This is a genomic window from Phenylobacterium sp. (genome assembly GCF_030693625.1).
In the GTDB taxonomy this organism is placed as follows: domain Bacteria; phylum Pseudomonadota; class Alphaproteobacteria; order Caulobacterales; family Caulobacteraceae; genus Phenylobacterium; species Phenylobacterium ferrooxidans.
Genome location: NZ_JAUYAF010000009.1, coordinates 1 through 21405, shown reverse-complemented (window position 1 = coordinate 21405; position 21405 = coordinate 1). Strand labels below are relative to the sequence as shown.

Here is a 21405-nt window from a genome sequence, read left to right as displayed (position 1 = left end):
GAAATGATCATGCCGGGCGACAACGCCGAACTGGACGTGGAGCTGATCACCCCGATCGCCATGGACCAGGGCCTGCGTTTCGCCATCCGCGAAGGCGGCCGCACCGTCGGCGCCGGCGTCGTGGCCAAGATCGTCGAGTAGTCCTTAGAGACTGTCATCCCGGCCAACGGAGGGCGTAAGCCCGAAGGCCGAGCCGGGACAAGATCAGGGCCGTCCGGGGAAACCCGGGCGGCCCTTTTCTTTGCGCGGTTGTGGAATACACGTTCTTTACCGGTCACGCTTAACGTCTGCGCCGAATGGTGAGGATGAGTAGGGCGATGGCGCCGGACCTGAGCGTGCAGACCTGCCAGCCGGAGGACTTGAGCGTCCCTGCGCGCGACCTGTGGTCGCGGTTCCGCGCGGCCGATCCCGCCTTCCGCAGTCCCTATTTCGATTTCCGCTACGTCCTGGCGGCCGGCGAGGCCGCACCGGAATCCCAGGTGGCGGTGATCCGACGCCGTGGCGAGATCGTGGGCTTTCTTCCCTTTCAGCGCCGTGGCCGGCTGATCCAGCCCATCGCCGCGCCCCTCACCGACTATCACGGCCTGCTGTCGGCTCCGGGCGCCGAGGTGGACCTGGCCGCTGTCGTCGGGCTGCTGGGAGCCCGCAGATTCCGGTTCAGCGGCCTGGTGGGCGACGGCGGCGGCTCGCGACTCTCGTCTCGCCCCGCCATGGTCGCCGATCTCTCTGACGGCTTTGAGGCTTATACCGCGCGCCGCCCGGCCGAGTTCTTCAAGGACAAGCGACGCCGGGGGCGGCGTCTGGCCGAGACCCTCGGCCCGCTCGACTTCACCTTCGACGCCGATGGGGAAGGGGTCCTGGACCTGATCTTCCGCCTCAAGCGCGCCCAGATGCGGCGCACGGGCCAGCACGACATCTTCGCCAGTCCCTGGACCATGCCCTTCCTGCGCCGGCTGTCGACCCTGGCCAGCGATGACTTCGGCCTGCGCTTCGCCACCCTGCGGGCCGGATCGCGGATCGTGGCGGCCGAGGTGGGCTTGAGGTCAGGCAGCGCTTACCACCTCTGGTTCCCGGTCTATGATCCCGAATTCGCCCGCTATTCCCCCGGCGCCCTTATGACCCTGGAGACCCTGAGGGCGGCCCCGGACCAGGGCATCGCCACCGTCGATTTCGGACCCGCTGGCGAGGACTACAAGCGCGACTTCGCTGAACCCGGCCAGTCGGTCTTCGAGGGGGATGTCACCGCCGGCGGGTGGGTGGAGACCGCGCGGGCGGCCGCCAATCTGGCCCTGGCCCACGCGCCCGACCTTCGCGAGAGCATAAGCCGCGCCGGCCGGCGGCTGGACCGACGCTGGGACAGAATCACCGCCTGCGAACCGCGGTTCGACGGACGCGCCATCGCCGCGTCCCAGACCCTCGGCGATCTGGGCCGGCGTCATCCCAGAGCTTCGATCGGCCTCGGGTTGGGACTGGGCCTTGGCCTGATGGGCCTGGTGGCGGACTAGAACGCGTCTGGGGGCGACCACCCACAGGCCGCGCCAGCCATCCTCGAATCCTAGGTGGGGCTCGGCGCGCCAGGCTCGGGTTCGCCGGTGGACGGATTGGTCAGGGTCTTGTCGTTGCGGCTGGAATCCTTGCCGCCCGCGGGTTCGGTCGCGGGCCGGGGCGGGGAGGCGGGTTTCATGTCCTCGTCGCGGTTCCTGGCGGCGTTGGGGTCGACGTCTGGCATGGGATTTCCTGAGGTGGCGGCTTTCGATGAAACGCGGGCCTGCCCCGCTTCGATCCACGCCTGCGACTATTGCTTGGGAAGACGGCCACTGCTAAACGACCCGGCTCTAGCGATGAGCACGCGCCGGGAGCCTTTCCGGCGCGCTGTTCATTGTCCGGAGGCTGCCCTTGCCAGGGGGTGGTTCGTAGGAGTGTAGCTCAGCTGGTAGAGCATCGGTCTCCAAAACCGAGGGTCGTGGGTTCGAGTCCCTCCGCTCCTGCCAACCTATATGTGACGTCCAAGGGCGCGGAGGTCCGCCGCCCGTATGCAGAGAGTGTCGAGCGCCTAGATGGCCAGGAAACCGGGTTCCACGCCGCAAGCGATGAAGAACCGCGCCGCCAAGACGGCGGCGGCGATCGCGCCTGCCTCGGCCCTGGCGCAGGCCGCGCCGAAGAAGAAGACCAGCCCCGGCCAGTTCTTCCGGGAAGTCCGCGCCGAGGGGCGCAAGATCACCTGGACCACCCGCAAGGAGACCTGGATCACCTCGGTGATGGTCGGGATCATGGTGGTGCTCGCCGCGATCTTCTTCTCCCTGGTGGATGGGGCACTGACCCTCGCCATGGCCTTCCTCCTCAAGCTCGCGAACGCGGGATAGTCGAAATGAACGCTGAAACCCCCGAAGTCGCCGTCGCCGCCAATCCCCACCACAAGTGGTATATTGTGCACGCCTATTCGAATTTCGAAGGCAAGGTGAAGGACTCGATCCTAGAGCAGGCCAAGTCCCAGGGACTGGCGGAGAACTTCTCCGAGGTCCTGGTCCCGACCGAAGCCGCCACCGAAATCCGCCGCGGCCGCAAGATCGACGTCCAGCGCAAGTTCTTCCCGGGCTACGTCCTGGTGAAGATGGAGCTGACCGACGAAGCCTACCACCTCATCAAGAACACCCCGAAGGTCACCGGTTTCCTGGGCAGCCAGAACAAGCCGATGCCCGTCTCGGAAAAGGAAGTCGCCCGGATCATCGGCGCCATCGAAGAAGGCGTCGAGCGGCCCAAGCCCACGATCCAGTTCGAGATCGGGGAACAGGTCCGCGTCACTGACGGTCCGTTCGCCAGCTTCAACGGCTCGGTCGAGCAGGTTGACGAGGAACGCTCCCGCCTGCGCGTGACGGTGTCCATCTTCGGACGCGCCACGCCGGTCGAGCTCGAATACAGCCAGGTCGAAAAGACGACCTGACTGGCGCCGCCGCTTCCCGCATTCGCGGGGAGGGGCTTTTAAAACCGTGGGAGGCCCAGCCAGGGCCGGACCACGGCTCAACAGACCGGACGTCCGGTCAAAGAGGAGAACATGGCCAAGAAAATTCTGGGCTATATCAAGCTGCAGGTGCCTGCGGGCTCCGCAACGCCCTCGCCGCCCATCGGGCCGGCTCTGGGTCAGCGCGGCGTCAACATCATGGGCTTCTGCAAGGAGTTCAACGCCCGCACCGAGAAGGAAGTCAAAGGCACGCCCCTGCCGACGGTGATCACCGTTTATCAGGACAAGTCCTTCACCTTCATCACCAAGACCCCGCCCGCGACCCACTTCATCAAGGAAGCGCTCGGCCTGAAGTCCGGCTCCAAGGCGCCTGGCCGTGACACGGCCGGCTCGATCAGCCGCGCCCAGCTGCGCGACATCGCCGAGAAGAAGATGAAGGACCTCAACGCCAATGACGTTGAGTCCGCCGCCAAGATCATCGAGGGCTCCGCCCGCTCGATGGGTCTTTCGATCGTGGAGGCCTAAGACATGGCTAAGCAAGCCAAGCGCATCCAGGCCTGGACCGGCGACCGTCTCGCCAACCATGCCGTCACCGACGCCGTCAAACTGGTGAAGGCCAACGCCACCGCCAAGTTCGACGAAAGCATCGAGATCGCCGTCAACCTGGGCGTCGACCCGCGCCACGCCGACCAACAGGTCCGCGGCGTGGTCAACCTGCCCTCCGGCACCGGCCGCGACGTCCGCGTCGCCGTCATCGCCAAGGACGCCAAGGCCGCTGAAGCCACCGCGGCCGGCGCCGACATCGTCGGCGCCGAAGAGCTGGTGGAACGCATCCAGGGCGGCTTCATGGAGTTCGACCGCGTGATCGCCACGCCCGACATGATGGCCCTCGTCGGCCGTCTGGGTAAGGTGCTGGGCCCGCGCGGCCTGATGCCGAACCCGCGCGTCGGCACGGTGACCCCCAACGTCGGTCAGGCCGTGAAGGACGCCAAGGGCGGCGCCATCGAGTTCCGCACCGAGAAGACCGGGATCATCCACGCCGGCATCGGCAAGGCGAGCTTCACCGAAGACGCCCTGCTGGCCAACGTGCGCGCCCTGGTTGACGCCCTGAACAAGGCCAAGCCCTCGGGCGCCAAGGGCATCTACATCAAGCGCATCAGCCTCTCGTCCACCATGGGCCCGGGCTTCAAGGTCGACACCACCTCCGTCGGCGCTTGAGCCGACCTGGCTGACTGAATGGCGGCGGGCGGGTCCTCCACGGGACCCGCCCGTTTTCGTTTTCGTTGGCGTTGGCGTTCTGTCGTGATCGCCGCCTAGTCTCTCCCCCGAGTCACCGGGGAGGGCTGTGCATGAGCCTCTACATTCCATCCATCGCGCGCCGCCACCTGCTGCGCGGGGCCGCCAGCCTGGCCGGTCTGGCCCTGGCGCCGGCCGCCATCGGCGGGGTGGTGTTGGCCTCGCCGTCCCTGGCCGACAATCCCTTCAGCCTCGGTGTGGCTTCCGGGGAGCCCGAGGCTGACGGCGTCGTGCTCTGGACCCGGCTTGCGCCCAAGCCCTTCGAACCCGACGGCGGAATGCCGCCCGAGCCGGTGGCGGTGGCCTGGGAAGTGGCCGAGGACCAGTCCATGCGTAAGGTGGTGCGCTCCGGAAAGGCGCTGGCCAGGCCCAACGCCGGCCATTCGGTCCATGTCGAGGTTGGGGGTCTGAAGCCCGGGCGGGAGTACTGGTACCGTTTCACGGCCGTCGGCGCTCAGAGCCCGGTGGGCCGTACCCGCACGGCCCCGGCCAGGGGTGCGGCGGTCGATCGCCTGCGCCTCTGCTTCGCGTCCTGCCAGAAGTATGAGGCGGGGTTCTACTCCGCCTACGCTCACATGGTGGAGGAGGCGCCGGACCTGATCCTGTTTCTCGGCGACTACATCTACGAGGGCAATCCCGGGAGCAAGGGCGCGGTGCGGCTGCACGCCAACCCCGAGCCCAAGGACGTGGCCGGATATCGGTTCCGCTACGCCACCTATAAATCCGACCCCCTGCTGCAGGCCGCTCACGCCGTCGCCCCCTGGATGGTGACCTGGGACGATCACGAGGTCGCCAACGACTACGGGGCCGATCGCGACCAGGACAGTTTTGACCCCGCCGGTTTCCTGCGCCGCCGGGCCGCGGCCTATCAGGTCTATTACGAGCACATGCCCCTGCGTCGCCGCGCGGCGCCCGTTGGTCCCGACATGCTGCTGTACCGCGCCCTGGACTGGGGAAGCCTGGCCCAGATCCAGATGGTGGACGACCGCCAGTATCGCGACGGCAAGCCCTGTCAGCCGGCGGGACCGTCCAAGCGCGGAAAGCTGATCGGCGACTGCGAGGAACGCCGCGACCCCACACGCTCGATCCTGGGCAAGCCGCAGGAAGCCTGGCTGCTCGACGTCCTGTCCAGCTCCAAGGCCCAGTGGAACCTGCTGGCCCAGCAGACCTTGATGGCCGAGCTGCAACTGGGCGACCCGGCCCAGCAGACGACGCGCTTCTATTCCAGCGACGGCTGGGACGGCTACCCCGCCAATCGCGCGCGTATCGTGGAGCGATGGCGCGAGGCCAAGGTTTCCAACCCCATCGCGCTTGGCGGCGACATCCACGCCTTCGCCGCCGCGAATCTCACCGAGACCCTGGATGGTCCGCCGGTCGCATCCACCTTCGTCGGCGGCTCCATTTCCTCCCTCGGCGGGGAGAGCGACGTCTTCGCGGCGAAGAACCCGCATATCAAGCAATTCGACGGCAAGGTTCGCGGCTATGGCCGACTGGACCTGACCCCCAAGGACTCGCGGATGACCTTCCGGACGGTGGAGAACGCCCTTGTGGCCACTTCGCCGATCCGCGACCTGGCGAGCTTCGCCCTGGAGAATGGGCGGCCCGGCGTCCATCGGGCCTGACCCCAGGGTTTGACCTTCGGGCGCGGCTCGTGTAGAGCCCGCCCCTCTAAAGTTTCGCCTCTCCGCAAGGGGAGGTGGGCTCGAGGCCTTCGGGCCTCGATCCTGTCCATGAACTGCGGGGTCGCCGGGGTCACCGGTGACCGTAACGCGAGGAAGAGCCCTTCCTCAGCCGCGGGGAGACGGGAAGATGACGCCTCATCGACCATTCGTTTCGAATGGGCGCGCAGGCTGCGGCTTCTCTCGGACAGGCTGATCGGCCGCGTGGGTTTCCCTCGCAACGATCATCTATGCGGTCGCCGGAATCGTCTGGCGGCTGGACCTGAGTATGGAGACCGCAATGGACCGCGCTCAAAAGCAGGTGACGATCGAGACGCTCAAGGGCGTCTTCGCCGACGCCGGCGCCGTGGTCGTGACCCACAATCTGGGTCTGACCGTTGCGGAAATGACCGATCTGCGTGGCCGCCTCCGCAAGGAAGGCGCTCACCTGAGGGTGGTGAAGAACACCCTGGCTCAGAAGGCCCTGGACGGTTCGGTTGGCGAGGCGGGCGACGCCCTCTTCACCGGCCCTGTCGCCATCGCCTATGCGCCGGACCCTGTCTCCGCCGCCAAGGTCGCGACCCAGTACGCCAAGGAGAACGACAAGTTCACCATCATTGGCGGTTTCATGGGTCAAGAGGTGCTGGACAAGTCGGCGGTGGGCAATCTCGCCACCCTGCCGTCCCTCGACCAGCTCCGCGGCAAGATCATCGGCCTTCTGCAAGCCCCCGCGACCAAGGTCGCCGGCGTTCTGCAGGCCCCGGCCGCTCAGCTTGCCCGCGTCATGTCGGCCTACGCCGCCAAAGACGCCGCCTGATCGTCATTTTCCCCGACAAAACCCACTCTCTAAGGATCTGCCCAAATGTCGAAGCTTGAAAAACTGGTCGATGACCTGTCCGCCCTGACCGTCCTGGAAGCCTCCGAGCTGTCCAAGCTGCTGGAAGAAAAGTGGGGCGTCTCCGCCGCCGCTCCGGTGGCCGTGGCCGCCGCCGGTGGCGCTGCTGCTGCTCCGGTTGAAGCCGCTGAAGAGCAAACCGAGTTCACCGTTGTCCTGACCGCCGGTGGCGACAAGAAGATCAACGTGATCAAGGAAGTCCGCGGCGTCCGTCCGGACCTCGGCCTGAAGGAAGCCAAGGACCTGGTCGAAGGCGCTCCGCAGAACGTCGTCGAGAACGTCTCCAAGCAAGTCGCCGACGAAGTCGCCAAGAAGCTGACCGAAGCCGGCGCGACCGTCTCGGTGAAGTAAGACTGACGCGCGGTTCGCCGCGTATCTGCGACGGGCCCCGGAGAGCGATCTTCGGGGCCCGTTTGCGTTTGCAGTTCTGCCGGCCGGCATGGGGCTCCGGAACTAATTTAGTCTAGGGGCTTCACATCCTTTGCGAGAAGGCCTATTTCGGCTCCTTCGCAAAATACGATTCGTGTCTCACGCGATTCCTTTACGCGCGCCTATGTTCCGAGGCATGGCCCTACGCCCTCCGGCCATGCGAGGGAACGCCCCTGGCGATACAGGGGCTCCAGCGTCCGGCGTCCGAAAGGACGTTCGAGGGTGGACGCGGGATTAAAGACCTGACGCGGGGAAACCGTTCCGCGCGTCGCTCAAGGGAATAAAATGGCGCAATCCTTCACCGGTAAAAAGCGGATCCGACACTCTTTCGGACGCATCCCTGAAGCCGTGCAGATGCCGAACCTGATCGAGGTTCAGCGCTCCTCCTACGAACAGTTCCTGCAGCGCGAGACCCGCGCCGGTGAGCGTCGTGACGAGGGCGTGGAGGCGGTCTTCAAGTCCGTCTTCCCGATCAAGGACTTCAACGAACGCGCGGTGCTGGAATACGTCACCTACGAGTTCGAAGAGCCGAAGTACGACGTCGAAGAGTGCGTTCAGCGCGACATGACCTATGCGGCGCCGTTGAAGGTCAAGCTTCGCCTGATCGTCTTCGAAACCGACGAAGAGACCGGCGCCCGCTCCGTGAAGGACATCAAGGAGCAGGACGTCTACATGGGCGATATCCCGCTCATGACCGAGAAGGGCACCTTCATCGTCAACGGCACGCAGCGGGTCATCGTCTCGCAGATGCACCGTTCGCCGGGCGTGTTCTTCGACCACGACAAGGGCAAGACGCACTCGTCGGGCAAGCTGCTGTTCGCGGCCCGCGTGATCCCCTATCGCGGCTCGTGGCTCGACTTCGAGTTTGACGCCAAGGACGTGGTGTTCGTTCGCATCGACCGCCGCCGCAAGCTGCCGGCCACCACCTTCCTGATGGCGCTGGGCATGGATGGTGAGGAGATCCTCTCCACCTTCTACGACACCGTGCCCTACGAAAAGCGCCTGCAGTCCAAGAAGGGCGCCGCCGGCTGGGCCACCCCCTACAAGCCCGAGCGCTGGCGCGGGACCAAGCCGGAATATCCTCTGGTGGATGGCGAGACCGGCGAAGAGATCGCCCCCGCCGGCCAGAAGATCTCGGCCCGCAACGCCAAGAAGTTCGCTGATGCGGGTCTCACGACCCTGCTGCTGCCGCCGGAAGCCCTGGTGGGCCGCTATCTGGCGCGCGACCTGGTCAACCACGAGACCGGTGAAATCTACGCCGAAGCCGGCGACGAGCTCGACCAACCGCTGATCACGGCGCTGGAAGAGCAGGGCTTCACCACCCTGGACACCCTCGACATCGACGAGGTGACCATGGGCGCTTACATGCGCAACACCCTGCGGGTGGACAAGAACTCGGCCCGCGAGGACGCCCTGTTCGACATCTACCGCGTGATGCGTCCGGGCGAGCCGCCGACGGTGGAAGCCGCCGAGGCCATGTTCAAGTCGCTGTTCTTCGACGGCGAGCGCTACGACCTTTCGTCGGTCGGCCGCGTGAAGATGAACATCCGCCTGGAACTGGACTGCCCCGACGACGTGCGCATCCTGCGCAAGGAAGACGTGCTGGCGGTCCTCAAGACCCTGGTGGGCCTGCGCGACGGCCGCGGCGAAATCGACGACATCGACAACCTGGGCAACCGCCGGGTGCGTTCGGTCGGCGAACTGCTGGAAAACCAGTACCGCGTCGGCCTGCTGCGCATGGAACGCGCCATCAAGGAGCGCATGTCCTCGGTCGATATCGACACGGTCATGCCCCACGACCTGATCAATGCGAAGCCCGCGGCCGCGGCCGTGCGCGAGTTCTTCGGTTCCTCGCAGCTCTCGCAGTTCATGGACCAGACCAACCCGCTGTCGGAAATCACCCACAAGCGCCGTCTGTCGGCGCTTGGCCCTGGTGGTCTGACCCGTGAGCGCGCCGGCTTCGAAGTCCGCGACGTGCACCCGACACACTACGGCCGGATCTGCCCCATTGAGACGCCGGAAGGCCCGAACATCGGGCTGATCAACTCGCTCGCCACCCACGCGGTGGTGAACAAGTACGGCTTCATCGAGAGCCCCTACCGTCGCATCAAGGACGGCAAGACGACCGACGAGGTCGTCTACATGTCGGCGATGGAAGAGGCCAAGCACGTCATCGCCCAGGCCAACATCACCCTGAAGGACGGCGTGATCGTCGAGGAACTGGTCGCCGGCCGGGTCAATGGCGAGCCGGGCCTGCTGCCCCGCGACACCGTCGACCTTATGGACGTGTCCCCGAAGCAGGTCGTCTCTGTGGCCGCCTCGCTGATCCCGTTCCTGGAAAACGATGACGCCAACCGCGCCCTGATGGGCTCGAACATGCAGAAGCAGGCCGTGCCGCTTATCCAGTCGGATGCGCCCCTGGTCGGCACCGGCATGGAAGCCATCGTGGCTGTCGACTCAGGCGCCGTCCTGGTCGCGCGCCGCGCCGGCGTGATCGAGCAGATGGACGGCACCCGGATCGTCATCCGCGCCACCGAAGAGAACGACCCGACCAAGGCCGGCGTCGACATCTACCGTCTGCAGAAGTTCCAGCGTTCCAACACCTCGACCTGCATCAACCAGCGTCCGCTGGTGCGCGTGGGCGACCGGGTCAACACCGGCGACGTCATCGCCGACGGCCCGTCCACGGACCTTGGCGAACTGGCCCTGGGCCGGAACACCCTCGTCGCCTTCATGCCCTGGAACGGCTACAACTTCGAAGACTCCATCCTGATCTCCGAGCGCATCGTGCGTGATGACGTCTTCACCTCGATCCACATCGAGGAGTTCGAGGTCATGGCCCGCGACACCAAGCTGGGCCCGGAAGAGATCACCCGCGACATCCCCAACGTCGGCGAGGAAGCCCTGCGCAACCTCGACGAGGCGGGCATCGTGGCGATCGGCGCCGAGGTCCTGCCGGGCGACATCCTGGTGGGCAAGGTCACGCCGAAGGGCGAAAGCCCGATGACGCCGGAAGAAAAGCTCCTGCGCGCCATCTTCGGTGAAAAGGCCTCCGACGTCCGCGACACCTCCTTGCGCCTGCCCCCGGGCGTCGCCGGGACCATCGTGGAAGTCCGCGTGTTCAACCGTCACGGCGTCGACAAGGACGAGCGCGCCATGGCCATCGAACGCGCCGAGATCGACCGCCTGGGCAAGGACCGCGACGATGAGTTCGCGATCCTGAACCGCAACATGACCTCGCGCCTCCGCGACCTGATCACCGGCAAGGTCGCCGTCTCGGGTCCCAAGGGCCTGGGCCGCGGTGAAGTCACCGCCGAGAAGCTGGGCGAGATCGCGCCGGGCCTCTGGTGGCAGATCGCTCTGGACGACGAGAAGGCCATGGGCGAGCTGGAGGCCATGCGCCGCCAGTTCGACGAGGCCCGCAAGCGTCTGGACCGTCGCTTCGAGGACAAGGTCGACAAGCTGCAGCGCGGGGACGAACTGCCCCCCGGCGTGATGAAGATGGTCAAGGTCTTCGTGGCCGTGAAGCGCAAGCTTCAGCCCGGCGACAAGATGGCCGGCCGTCACGGCAACAAGGGGGTTATCTCCAAGATCCTGCCGATCGAGGACATGCCCCACCTGGCCAACGGCCAGAACGTCGACATCGTGCTGAACCCGCTGGGCGTGCCTTCGCGCATGAACGTCGGCCAGATTTTCGAGACCCACCTGGGTTGGGCCGCCGCCGGCCTCGGCCGTCAGATCTCCGAGCTGCTGGAAGCCTGGCAGAACGGCGGCCAGAAGAAGGCCCTCGTCGACCACCTGGTGAGCATCTACGGCAAGGACCAGGAACTCCCCGACACCGAGGAGGAACTGATCGAGCTCTGTAAGAACCTGTCCAAGGGCGTGCCCTTCGCGACCCCGGTCTTCGACGGCGCCCACATCGACGACATCGAGAACCTTCTCGAAAAGGCGGGCCTGGCCCGTTCCGGTCAGTCCATCCTGTACGATGGTCAGACCGGCGAGCAGTTCAAGCGCCCGGTCACGGTCGGCTACATCTACATGCTGAAGCTGCACCACCTGGTGGACGACAAGATCCACGCCCGTTCCATCGGCCCCTACAGCTTGGTCACCCAGCAACCGCTGGGCGGCAAGGCCCAGTTCGGCGGCCAGCGGTTCGGGGAGATGGAGGTCTGGGCTCTGGAAGCCTACGGCGCGGCCTACACCCTGCAGGAAATGCTGACGGTGAAGTCCGACGACGTGGCCGGCCGGACCAAGGTCTACGAGTCCATCGTCCGCGGCGACGACACCTTCGAGGCCGGGATCCCGGAAAGCTTCAACGTGCTGGTCAAGGAAATGCGTTCCCTGGGCCTGAACGTCGAGCTCGAGAACGGCTAAGGCGCGCTTCCGCCGCCATCGTCTATGCGAGGGGAGGGGCCCGTCAGCTCCTCCCGCTTCGCCACTGAAACTGCTGACGAACTGGAATTCAAATGAACCAGGAAGTCCTGAATATCTTCAACCCGGTCCAGGCCGTTCCGACCTTCGACCGTATCCGCATCGCCCTGGCTTCGCCTGAGAAGATCCGCTCGTGGTCGTTCGGCGAGATCAAGAAGCCCGAGACCATCAACTACCGCACGTTCAAGCCGGAACGTGACGGCCTGTTCTGCGCGCGGATCTTCGGTCCCACCAAGGACTACGAGTGCCTGTGCGGCAAGTACAAGCGCATGAAGTACAAGGGCATCATCTGCGAGAAGTGCGGCGTGGAGGTCACCCTGGCCCGCGTTCGGCGCGAGCGGATGGGCCACATCGAACTGGCCAGCCCGGTCGCCCACATCTGGTTCCTGAAGTCCCTGCCCAGCCGCATCTCGATGATGCTGGACATGGCCCTGAAGGACATCGAGCGCGTCCTCTACTTCGAGCACTACATCGTCACCGAGCCGGGCCTCACCCCGCTCAAGCAGCACCAGCTGCTCTCGGAAGACGAGTACATGCGCTATCAGGAGGAGTTCGGCGACGACAGCTTCACCGCTGAGATCGGCGCCGAAGCCGTCCAAGGCCTGCTGCGCGCCATCGACCTCCCCAAGGAAGCCGACCGGCTGCGTGAGGACCTCCTCACCACCACCTCGGAAATGAAGCTGAAGAAGACGTCCAAGCGTCTGAAGCTGATCGAGAGCTTCATCGAAAGCGGCAACAAGCCGGAATGGATGATCCTGTCGGTGGTCCCCGTGATCCCGCCGGAACTGCGTCCGCTGGTGCCGCTGGACGGCGGCCGCTTCGCCACCTCCGACCTGAACGACCTCTATCGCCGGGTCATCAACCGTAACAACCGCCTGAAGCGCCTGATCGAGCTGCGCGCGCCCGACATCATCATCCGCAACGAAAAGCGGATGCTGCAGGAAGCCGTCGACGCCCTGTTCGACAATGGCCGTCGTGGCCGGGTCATCACCGGCGCCAACAAGCGTCCGCTCAAGTCGCTCGCCGACATGCTGAAGGGCAAGCAGGGTCGGTTCCGTCAGAACCTGCTCGGCAAGCGCGTCGACTATTCCGGCCGTTCGGTCATCGTCGTGGGCCCGGAGCTGAAGCTGCACGAGTGCGGCCTGCCCAAGAAGATGGCGCTCGAACTCTTCAAGCCCTTCATCTATGCGCGTCTCGACGCCAAGGGCCTGTCGGGCACCGTCAAGCAGTCCAAGCGCATGGTGGAACGCGAACAGCCCGCCGTCTGGGACATCCTGGACGAGGTGATCCGCGAGCACCCGGTTCTGCTGAACCGCGCCCCCACCCTGCACCGTCTGGGCATCCAGGCCTTCGAGCCCAAGCTGATCGAGGGCAAGGCCATCCAGCTTCACCCGCTGGTCTGCGCGGCCTTCAACGCTGACTTCGACGGCGACCAGATGGCCGTCCACGTGCCGCTCTCGCTGGAAGCCCAGCTGGAAGCGCGCGTGCTGATGATGAGCACGAACAACATCCTGTCGCCGGCCAACGGCCGTCCGATCATCGTGCCGTCGCAGGACATCGTGCTGGGGCTCTACTACCTGTCCCTTGCCCGTGAAGGCGAGCCGGGCGAAGGCAAGATCTTCTCCGACCTCGGCGAGATCGAAGCCGCGCTCGACCACGGCGTCGTGTCGCTGCACTCCAAGATCAAGGCCCGCCACAGCGAGATGAACGCTGACGGCGTGCTGGAGCGCAAGCTGATCGATACGACGCCCGGCCGGATGAAGATTTCGGCCCTATTCCCGCACCACCCTGCGGTCGGCCACCGTCTTCTTGAGAAGAACCTCACCAAGAAGGAAATCGGCAATCTGATCGACATCGTCTACCGCCACTGCGGTCAGAAGGCGACGGTCATCTTCGCCGACCAGATCATGGGTCTGGGCTTCAAGGAAGCGGCCAAGGCCGGCATCTCCTTCGGCAAGGATGACATCATCATCCCCGAGCGGAAGAAGCCGATCGTCTCCCAGACGCGCAAGCTGGTGGAAGAGTACGAGCAGCAGTACGCCGACGGCCTGATCACCAAGGGCGAGAAGTACAACAAGGTCGTCGACGCCTGGGCGAAAGCCACCGACCGCGTCGCCGATGAGATGATGGCCGAGATCTCGACCCAGCCGAAGGACGAGAACGGCCGCGAGCTGGAGATCAACTCGATCTTCATGATGGCCAACTCCGGCGCCCGCGGTTCGCAGGCCCAGATGAAGCAACTCGGCGGGATGCGCGGCCTGATGGCCAAGCCGTCCGGCGAGATCATCGAGACGCCGATCATCTCCAACTTCAAGGAAGGCCTGACCGTCCAGGAGTACTTCAACTCCACCCACGGCGCCCGTAAGGGCCTGGCCGACACCGCCCTGAAGACCGCCAACTCCGGCTACCTGACCCGCCGTCTGGTGGACGTGGCGCAGGACTGCATCATCAACGAGGAAGACTGCGGCACCACGCGGGGCATCACCCTGCGCGCCGTGATCGAGGGCGGTGACGTCCTGGTCTCGCTGGGTCTGCGCATCCTGGGTCGTTCCACCGCCGAGGACATCAAGGATCCGGGCACCGGTGAGGTCATCGTTCCGGCCGACACCTACATGGACGAGAACATCTGCGACCTGATCGACGCCGCCGGCGTTCCGTCGGTGAAGGTGCGCTCGGTCCTGACCTGTGAGGCCGGCAACGGCGTCTGCGCGACCTGCTACGGCCGCGACCTGGCCCGCGGCACCCCGGTGAACATCGGTGAAGCGGTCGGCGTCATCGCCGCCCAGTCCATCGGCGAGCCCGGCACCCAGCTGACGATGCGGACCTTCCACATCGGCGGCACCGCCCAGGTGGCTGAGCAGTCCTTCTACGAGAGCACCAACACCGGCACCGTGAAGCTGGCCGGGGGCAACACCGTCATCGCCCCCGACGGCGAGCTGATCTGTCTGTCGCGGAACCTGCAGATGAGTGTGCAGGTCGACGGCAAGGACCGTGAAACCTACAAGCCGCCTTACGGCGCGCGTCTGAAGGTCCGCGACGGCGAAAAGGTGAAGCGCGGCCAGCGTCTGGCCGAATGGGACCCCTATTCGGTTCCGATCATCACCGAGGTCGGCGGCAAGATCCGCTTCGAAGACCTGGTGGAGAACTTCTCCGTTCGCGAAGAAGCCGACGAAGCCACCGGCATTTCCAACCGCGTGGTCATCGACTGGCGCACCTCGACCAAGGGCTCGGACCTGCGTCCGGCCATGGCGGTCCTGGACGCCGACGGCGCCTACATGCGCATCTCCAACGGCGGCGAGGCCCGTTACCTCCTGCCCGTCGGCGCGATTCTCTCCGTCGGCGACGGCGACGAGATCAAGCCGGGTGAAGTGATCGCGCGTATGTCGACCGAAGGCGCCAAGACCCGGGACATCACCGGGGGTCTGCCGCGCGTCGCCGAACTCTTCGAAGCCCGCCGTCCGAAGGACTGCGCGGTCATCGCTGAGATGGACGGCCGCGTCGAATTCGGCCGCGACTACAAGAACAAGCGCCGCATCAAGATCACCCCGGAAGACGGTGGCGAGGCGGTCGAGTTCCTGATCCCGAAGGGCAAGCACATCGCCGTCCACGACGGTGACGTGATCCGCCGCGGTGAATATCTGATCGACGGCAACCCGGATCCGCACGACATCCTGCGCATCCTGGGCATTGAGGCCTTGGCCGAGTTCCTGGTGGACGAAATCCAGGAAGTCTACCGTCTGCAGGGCGTGCCGATTAACGACAAGCACATCGAGACAATCGTCCGTCAGATGCTGCAAAAGGGCGAGATCCTCGAGCCCGGCGACACCGGCCTGCTCAAGGGCGATCACCTCGATATGACGGACGTCAACGAGGAGAACGCCAAGGCGCAAGCCCGCGGCGGCCGTCCTGCAATCACTCAGCCGGTCCTGCTGGGCATCACCAAGGCGTCGCTGCAGACCCGAAGCTTCATCTCCGCCGCGTCGTTCCAGGAAACGACCCGGGTGCTGACCGAAGCCTCGGTGCAGGGCAAGACCGACACGCTCGAAGGTCTGAAGGAAAACGTGATCGTGGGCCGCCTGATCCCGGCGGGCACGGGCTCGTACCTGCGCAACCTGCAGCGCATCGCCACCAAGCGCGACGAGGCTCTCTCGGCCAGCCGCGAAGAGGCGATGGAGCCGCTGCCGGAAATCATCGCGGTGGACGCCGAGGCCGAGAAGGTCGAGGGCTAACCCGCAAACAGTCCAGTCTGTGTGCGTAAGCGCGGCCCGGGAGCGATCCCGGGCCGTTTGCTTTGGGGTCCATGTTGATATGAATCAAAGATGACGCCGGCGTCATCTTTAGGCTGCCTCCTAGAGCTCGACGCAAGGCCGGGCGAAAAGGGAGTCAGTCATGCTGCATGTGACCGTCGTCGACGGACCGCCAACCGAGGTCCAGACCTTCGATTCCGAGGACCTCGCCGCCCGCCTGTCGGACCGGGACGTCGAGGTGATCCGCGAGATCTTCAACACCCCGCTGACCGGCTCCTACAACTGGGACTACGAGACGGCCAATTCCAAGATCCGGCGGCTCTACGAACTGGGCAAGCGGTTCAACTGGAACACCGAACTGGATATCGACTGGACCCAGCCGCCGCCGCCGCCCCGCGAGGTCGTGGCCGGGGAGGGCCCCGAGGGCTTTGCTGGCCATCCCAAGTGGGAGGCCCTGACCCCCGAGCAGAAGCGCGAGTTCTCCCACCGCTCCAACGCCCAGACCCTGTCGCAATTCCTGCATGGTGAGCAGGGGGCCCTGATGGTGGCCTCCCAGTTGGTGAGTTGCGCGCCCACCCATGACGCCAAGCTCTACGCCGCGTCGCAGACCTTCGACGAGGCGCGGCACGTGGAGGTGTTCCACAAGTACCTGATGGAACGCTGCCGGATGATCTACCCCATCAACCCCAGCCTGAAGTTCCTGCTGGACAAGGTGCTGACCGATCCGCGCTGGGACTTGAAGTTCATTGGCATGCAGATCCTCATCGAGGGCCTGGCGCTCGCGGCCTTCCAGACGATCCATCAGACGACCGATGACCCGCTGTTGCGCGATGTCGTGGGCTTGGTGATGCGTGACGAGGGTCGGCACGTGGCATTCGGCGTGAACTATCTGGAGGACTGGATTCGGGCCCTGCCTGAGGATCAGATCGAGGAGCGGGCTCAGTTCGCCTATGAAGCCTGCCTGGTCATGCGCGACCGCCTGGTGTCCACCAACGTGGCCCAGGAGTTCGGTTTCACCGAGGCCGAGGCCATCGAGATCAACAACGCCACCCAGGGCGGCCGGGCGTTCCGAACCTTCCTTTTCGAACGCATGATCCCGAACCTGAAGCGGATCGGCCTACTGACCGACAAGATCCGTCCAAAGTTCGAAGCGCTCGGCGTCCTGCAGTTCGAGAACCTCAAGCACGACGGCCAGATCGACTGGGCCACCCTGGAGGCCCCCCTGATGCGCGGTGACGAGGTGATCGCCGCCTAGGTTTCATCCCACATCACGCGCGGCCCGGGGCGATCCCGGGCCGTTGCGCGTATAGCTAGAACGGAACGGTGGTCTTGTGGCCGGTTCCGCCTAGGCCGGTGAGGCCGCTGGCCGCGTCGGACCTCGAGAGGCCCGGCGGGATCGGCCCCTCGCGATAGTCACGATAGGTCTTGCGCCGGGCGTCGGCGGCGTCCTGCAGAGCCTGCTTGCCCGCGCTGAGACCGGAACGGAAATGGGGAGCGTCCTTCGCGCCCTGGCCCAGACGCTCCAGGCAGGCATCCCGCTCAGCCTGGCTGAGGCCGGTGCTGGCGATGTTGGCGCAGCCCAGCCCGCGGCGCAGGGCGGCGCTGAGCTGAGGAGTCAGGCTGGGCGGCGTCAGCGCGGGCGGGGCGGGGGGCAGGGCCTGTGGAACCACCAGAGGCGCCACCGACAGGTCCTCGGGCCGTGAGCGGGACGGGCGGGGCCGGAGCTGCTGGCGGGGGCGGGTGACCTCCTGCGGCGTGGTGGTGATGCGTGGGGCCATGGTCATCTCGAAGACGGCGGGTCCCTCATAGAGCCGCGGCTGAGGGCGGTTGGCGGTCAGGATGGCCAGGACCCCGGCGTGGGCCAGCACCGACCCGGTCACAAGGGCCCCTAACCGCCAACGCCTTGTCTCCGACATGCCGTGCACCGCCCTCGCAACCTTGGCCATAGGGCGCGGGCGCGCGCGGCGGTTTCATGGCCGAAAGCGGGCGCGAGGCGGCGCGACGGCCCGCGCGCTCGCAAACGTTGACGGCGGGGGGCATGGCGAGTATGAACCGCGCTCCTTTCGAGGCCGGGGATTCGTCCCTCGCCCCGTTGAACGGCAAGTCCCGAAACGGACAGCCTGGCCCGCCGGAACGCGAACCACTGCGCGCCGGCGAGTTTTTGCGTTCAACGAGCCGGTTTCGAAACCTTGAACACGGACCCCAACTGAGGCGCCACGGCCCAACGGCACACGCCTCCAGAGCAGAGAATAGATGCCAACAGTCAATCAGCTCATCCGCAAGCCTCGGCAGAATAAGCCGGTGCGCAACAAGGTGCCGGCCCTCAAAGGCTGCCCTCAGCGCCGCGGCGTTTGCACCCGCGTCTATACGACGACCCCGAAGAAGCCGAACTCCGCGCTTCGTAAGGTCGCCAAGGTGCGTCTGACCACCGGCATCGAAGCGGTGTGCTATATCCCGGGCGAAGGCCACAATCTGCAGGAGCACTCCGTCGTGCTCATCCGCGGCGGCCGGGTTAAGGACCTTCCGGGCGTCCGCTACCACATCCTGCGCGGCGTGCTCGACACCCAAGGGGTCAAGGACCGCAAGCAGCGTCGTTCGCTCTACGGCGCCAAGCGTCCTAAGTAAGGAATAAGAAGAATGTCCCGCCGCCGTCGCGCCGAGAAACGTCAAGTTCTGCCGGACCCGAAGTTCGGAGACCTGACGGTCACCAAATTCATGAACTACGTCATGTACGAAGGCAAAAAAGCCGTCGCCGAGAATATCCTCTACGGCGCCTTCGACATCCTCGAAGCCAAGCGCAAGGACCAGGGTCCCCTGGAAACCTTCCACGCCGCGTTGGAAAACGTGGCGCCTGGCATCGAAGTCCGCTCCCGCCGGGTCGGCGGCGCCACCTATCAGGTGCCTGTCGAAGTGCGTCCCGACCGTCGGAAGGCCCTGGCCATCCGTTGGCTGGTGACCGCCGCCCGCAAGCGCGGCGAGAACACCATGACCGAGAAGCTGGCCGGCGAACTGCTGGACGCCTCCTCGAACCGGGGTTCGGCCGTGAAGAAGCGCGAAGACACCCACAAGATGGCCGAAGCCAACCGGGCCTTCTCGCACTACCGCTGGTAAGACAGCACGAACCATCCCTTTTCGGCGCGGGCGGTTTGAGTTAAACCGCCCGCGCCGTTCGTTCAGCCTATCCCGAACGCTTATTCCAGCAGAGCTTCCGCTATGGCCCGCGCGCACAAAATCCAAGACTACCGTAATTTCGGCATCATGGCCCACATCGATGCGGGCAAGACGACGACCACGGAGCGGATTCTCTACTATACCGGCAAGAGCCATAAGATCGGTGAAGTCCATGATGGCGCCGCCACCATGGACTGGATGGAGCAGGAGCAAGAGCGGGGCATTACGATCACGTCGGCCGCGACGACCGCCATCTGGAATGATCACCGCCTGAACATCATCGACACCCCCGGCCACGTCGACTTCACCATTGAAGTCGAACGCTCGCTGCGCGTCCTCGACGGCGCCGTCGCGGTGCTGGACGGCAACCAGGGCGTGGAGCCCCAGACCGAGACCGTCTGGCGTCAGGCCGACCGCTACAACGTTCCGCGCATCGTGTTCGTCAACAAGATGGACAAGATCGGCGCCGACTTCGACATGTGCCTGAAGACCATCCGTGAGCGGCTGGGCGTCAAGGCGGTGCCGATCCAACTGCCAATCGGTTCGGAAGCCTCGCTGCGGGGCATCGTCGACCTGGTCCGCATGAAGGCCGTGGTCTGGGACAACGACGGCCTGGGCGCGACCTATCGCGACGAGGAAATCCCGGCCGACATGCAGGCCAAGGCTGAAGAAGCCCGCCACTACCTCATCGAAAACGCCGTCGAACTCGATGACGAGGCGATGGAAGCCTATCTGGGTGGCGAAGAGCCCTCGATCGAAGTCATCAAGAAGTGCCTGCGCAAGGCGGTTCTGACCGGCGCCTTCTATCCGATCCTCGCCGGCTCAGCCTTCAAGAACAAGGGCGTCCAGCCCCTGCTCGACGCCGTGGTCGACTACCTGCCGTCGCCGGTGGATATTCCCCCGACCCCGGGCATCGACTTCAAGACCGAAGAGCCGGTGGTCCGTAAGGCCTCGGATGAAGAGCCCCTGTCGGTCCTGGCCTTCAAGATCATGGACGACCCCTTCGTGGGTTCGCTGACCTTCTGCCGCATCTATTCGGGCAAGCTCGAAACCGGGATGGGCCTGCTGAACTCCTCGCGCGACAAGAAAGAGCGCGTCGGCCGTATGTTGCTGATGCACTCCAACAACCGCGAAGACATCAAGGAAGCCTTCGCCGGCGACATCGTCGCCCTGGCCGGCCTGAAGGACACCCGCACCGGGGACACCCTGTGCGATCCCCTGAAGTCGCCTGTCATTCTTGAGAAGATGGACTTCCCGGCGCCGGTCATCGAGATCGCCATCGAGCCGAAGTCCAAGGCCGACCAGGAAAAGCTGGGCGTCGCCCTGGCCAAGATGGTCGCCGAAGATCCGTCCTTCACCGTCTTCACCGACCAGGAGTCGGGCCAGACGGTCATGAAGGGCATGGGCGAGCTTCACCTCGACATCAAGGTCGATATCCTGAAGCGCACCTACAAGGTGGAAGCCAACATCGGCGCGCCGCAGGTGGCCTATCGCGAGAGCCTCGGCCGCAAGGCTGACATCGACTACACCCACAAGAAGCAGACCGGCGGTACGGGCCAGTTCGCCCGCGTGAAGATCGTGTTCGAGCCGGGCGAGCCCGGTTCGGGCTTCGTATTCGAGAACACCATCGTCGGCGGCTCGATCCCCAAGGAATTCATCCCGGGCGTTCAGAAGGGTCTCGAGACCTCGAAGGAAAACGGCCTGCTGGCCGGCTTCCCGCTGATCGACTTCAAGGCCACCCTGTATGACGGCAACTACCACGACGTCGACAGTTCGGTCCTGGCTTTCGAAATCGCCGCCCGCGCCGCCTTCCGCGAACTTCGTGAGAAGGGTTCGCCCAAGCTGCTCGAGCCGGTGATGAAGGTCGAGGTGGTGACGCCTGATGAGTACATGGGCGACGTGATCGGCGACCTCAACAGCCGCCGTGGCCAGATCCAGGGCACGGAAACCCGCGGCAACGCCCAGGTGGTCACCGCCTTCGTGCCGCTGGCCAACATGTTCGGCTACATCAATACGCTGCGCTCGTTCTCACAAGGACGCGCGAACTTCTCCATGACCTACGACCACTACGAAACGGTGCCGCAAGCCGTCGCCGACGAAGTGATCAAGAAGTACGCCTAACCCCAACCCTAGTTTAGAGGACGAGCCCGGACAGGGCTGGAGCTTGAAATGGCTAAAGAAAAGTTCGAACGCAATAAGCCGCACTGCAACATCGGCACGATTGGTCACGTTGACCATGGCAAGACGACGCTGACGGCTGCGATCACGATTACGCTGGCGAAGGCCGGTGGCGCGAAGGCGATGAACTACGCCGATATC

Annotated in this window: 17 protein-coding genes, 1 tRNA gene and 1 pseudogene; 17 read left to right on the top strand and 2 right to left on the bottom strand. The window is 65.2% G+C overall.

The window, feature by feature from the left end; translation table 11 throughout:
- Together tuf and Q8N10_RS01425 are read left to right on the top strand one after the other, a co-directional pair.
- Positions 1-141: pseudogene (gene tuf / locus Q8N10_RS01430) on the top strand (elongation factor Tu); the annotation flags it as partial.
- A gap of 176 nt (positions 142-317) precedes the next feature.
- Positions 318-1505 carry a GNAT family N-acetyltransferase gene (locus Q8N10_RS01425; RefSeq protein WP_304775605.1) on the top strand — a complete coding sequence of 396 codons (1188 nt, stop codon included), beginning with the start codon at positions 318-320 and terminating at the stop codon, positions 1503-1505.
- Between the two features lie 50 nt (positions 1506-1555).
- Here the strand turns inward: Q8N10_RS01425 and Q8N10_RS01420 are convergent, their stop codons facing one another.
- Complete coding sequence (locus Q8N10_RS01420) at positions 1556-1729, bottom strand: hypothetical protein (RefSeq protein ID WP_304775603.1); 174 nt, start codon at positions 1727-1729, stop codon at positions 1556-1558.
- Positions 1730-1915: 186 nt separating this feature from the next.
- On the opposite strand from Q8N10_RS01420, the gene Q8N10_RS01415 reads away from it, so the two are divergent.
- The 11 genes from Q8N10_RS01415 (at position 1916) to Q8N10_RS01365 (ending at position 17170) form a co-directional block, all read left to right on the top strand.
- A tRNA-Trp gene (locus Q8N10_RS01415) sits at positions 1916-1991 on the top strand.
- A gap of 66 nt (positions 1992-2057) precedes the next feature.
- A complete protein-coding gene (gene secE, locus Q8N10_RS01410) occupies positions 2058-2363 on the top strand; it encodes a preprotein translocase subunit SecE (protein ID WP_304775601.1) in 306 nt (101 codons plus the stop codon).
- Positions 2364-2368: 5 nt separating this feature from the next.
- Complete coding sequence (nusG, locus tag Q8N10_RS01405) at positions 2369-2941, top strand: transcription termination/antitermination protein NusG (RefSeq protein ID WP_304775598.1); 573 nt, start codon at positions 2369-2371, stop codon at positions 2939-2941.
- Between the two features lie 111 nt (positions 2942-3052).
- On the top strand, positions 3053-3484 hold the full coding sequence (gene rplK / locus Q8N10_RS01400) for a 50S ribosomal protein L11 (protein WP_304775596.1): 432 nt from the start codon (positions 3053-3055) through the stop codon (positions 3482-3484).
- 3 nt (positions 3485-3487) lie between these two features.
- Positions 3488-4177: a 50S ribosomal protein L1 gene (rplA, locus tag Q8N10_RS01395; protein WP_304775594.1), complete on the top strand. Its 690-nt coding sequence runs from the start codon at positions 3488-3490 to the stop codon at positions 4175-4177.
- Between the two features lie 131 nt (positions 4178-4308).
- Entirely contained in the window at positions 4309-5877 is a 1569-nt protein-coding gene (locus Q8N10_RS01390) for an alkaline phosphatase (RefSeq protein WP_304775592.1), read from the top strand.
- Between the two features lie 337 nt (positions 5878-6214).
- Complete coding sequence (rplJ, locus tag Q8N10_RS01385; protein WP_304775590.1) at positions 6215-6730, top strand: 50S ribosomal protein L10; 516 nt, start codon at positions 6215-6217, stop codon at positions 6728-6730.
- 45 nt (positions 6731-6775) lie between these two features.
- Positions 6776-7159, top strand: a complete 384-nt coding sequence (rplL, locus tag Q8N10_RS01380; protein ID WP_215340981.1) for a 50S ribosomal protein L7/L12 — start codon at positions 6776-6778, stop codon at positions 7157-7159.
- A gap of 363 nt (positions 7160-7522) precedes the next feature.
- Complete coding sequence (gene rpoB, locus Q8N10_RS01375; RefSeq protein ID WP_305663855.1) at positions 7523-11611, top strand: DNA-directed RNA polymerase subunit beta; 4089 nt, start codon at positions 7523-7525, stop codon at positions 11609-11611.
- 92 nt (positions 11612-11703) lie between these two features.
- The gene (gene rpoC / locus Q8N10_RS01370) at positions 11704-15897 is read left to right on the top strand and encodes a DNA-directed RNA polymerase subunit beta' (protein ID WP_305339206.1); all 4194 of its coding nucleotides are present in this window, start codon (positions 11704-11706) and stop codon (positions 15895-15897) included.
- A 160-nt stretch (positions 15898-16057) separates the two neighbouring features.
- Positions 16058-17170 carry a ferritin-like domain-containing protein gene (locus Q8N10_RS01365; RefSeq protein WP_305663854.1) on the top strand — a complete coding sequence of 371 codons (1113 nt, stop codon included), beginning with the start codon at positions 16058-16060 and terminating at the stop codon, positions 17168-17170.
- 55 nt (positions 17171-17225) lie between these two features.
- On the opposite strand, the gene Q8N10_RS01360 is transcribed toward Q8N10_RS01365, so the two are convergent.
- Positions 17226-17795, bottom strand: a complete 570-nt coding sequence (locus Q8N10_RS01360; RefSeq protein ID WP_305663853.1) for a hypothetical protein — start codon at positions 17793-17795, stop codon at positions 17226-17228.
- 373 nt (positions 17796-18168) lie between these two features.
- Here Q8N10_RS01360 and rpsL point away from each other — a divergent pair, with 373 nt between their 5' ends.
- The 4 genes from rpsL to Q8N10_RS01340 form a co-directional block, all read left to right on the top strand.
- On the top strand, positions 18169-18540 hold the full coding sequence (rpsL, locus tag Q8N10_RS01355) for a 30S ribosomal protein S12 (protein ID WP_111278705.1): 372 nt from the start codon (positions 18169-18171) through the stop codon (positions 18538-18540).
- Between the two features lie 12 nt (positions 18541-18552).
- Complete coding sequence (rpsG, locus tag Q8N10_RS01350) at positions 18553-19026, top strand: 30S ribosomal protein S7 (RefSeq protein WP_293492233.1); 474 nt, start codon at positions 18553-18555, stop codon at positions 19024-19026.
- 102 nt (positions 19027-19128) lie between these two features.
- Positions 19129-21207, top strand: coding sequence for an elongation factor G (fusA, locus tag Q8N10_RS01345; protein ID WP_305663852.1), 2079 nt, complete (start codon positions 19129-19131; stop codon positions 21205-21207).
- Positions 21208-21255: 48 nt separating this feature from the next.
- The coding region (locus Q8N10_RS01340; RefSeq protein WP_304781287.1) for a GTP-binding protein at positions 21256-21405 on the top strand (150 nt) is incomplete at its 3' end.

What these genes read in the sequence shown, in the direction of transcription:
- Q8N10_RS01390 (WP_304775592.1), top strand. Translation starts at nt 4,309, where the DNA reads ATGAGCCTCTACATTCCATCCATCGCGCGCCGCCACCTGCTGCGCGGG.
- rplL (WP_215340981.1), top strand. Translation starts at nt 6,776, where the DNA reads ATGTCGAAGCTTGAAAAACTGGTCGATGACCTGTCCGCCCTGACCGTC.
- Q8N10_RS01420 (WP_304775603.1), bottom strand. Translation starts at nt 1,729, where the DNA reads ATGCCAGACGTCGACCCCAACGCCGCCAGGAACCGCGACGAGGACATG.
- nusG (WP_304775598.1), top strand. Translation starts at nt 2,369, where the DNA reads ATGAACGCTGAAACCCCCGAAGTCGCCGTCGCCGCCAATCCCCACCAC.
- fusA (WP_305663852.1), top strand. Translation starts at nt 19,129, where the DNA reads ATGGCCCGCGCGCACAAAATCCAAGACTACCGTAATTTCGGCATCATG.
- rpsL (WP_111278705.1), top strand. Translation starts at nt 18,169, where the DNA reads ATGCCAACAGTCAATCAGCTCATCCGCAAGCCTCGGCAGAATAAGCCG.
- rplK (WP_304775596.1), top strand. Translation starts at nt 3,053, where the DNA reads ATGGCCAAGAAAATTCTGGGCTATATCAAGCTGCAGGTGCCTGCGGGC.
- rpoB (WP_305663855.1), top strand. Translation starts at nt 7,523, where the DNA reads ATGGCGCAATCCTTCACCGGTAAAAAGCGGATCCGACACTCTTTCGGA.
- rpoC (WP_305339206.1), top strand. Translation starts at nt 11,704, where the DNA reads ATGAACCAGGAAGTCCTGAATATCTTCAACCCGGTCCAGGCCGTTCCG.
- Q8N10_RS01425 (WP_304775605.1), top strand. Translation starts at nt 318, where the DNA reads ATGGCGCCGGACCTGAGCGTGCAGACCTGCCAGCCGGAGGACTTGAGC.
- rplJ (WP_304775590.1), top strand. Translation starts at nt 6,215, where the DNA reads ATGGACCGCGCTCAAAAGCAGGTGACGATCGAGACGCTCAAGGGCGTC.
- rplA (WP_304775594.1), top strand. Translation starts at nt 3,488, where the DNA reads ATGGCTAAGCAAGCCAAGCGCATCCAGGCCTGGACCGGCGACCGTCTC.
- rpsG (WP_293492233.1), top strand. Translation starts at nt 18,553, where the DNA reads ATGTCCCGCCGCCGTCGCGCCGAGAAACGTCAAGTTCTGCCGGACCCG.
- Q8N10_RS01365 (WP_305663854.1), top strand. Translation starts at nt 16,058, where the DNA reads ATGCTGCATGTGACCGTCGTCGACGGACCGCCAACCGAGGTCCAGACC.
- secE (WP_304775601.1), top strand. Translation starts at nt 2,058, where the DNA reads ATGGCCAGGAAACCGGGTTCCACGCCGCAAGCGATGAAGAACCGCGCC.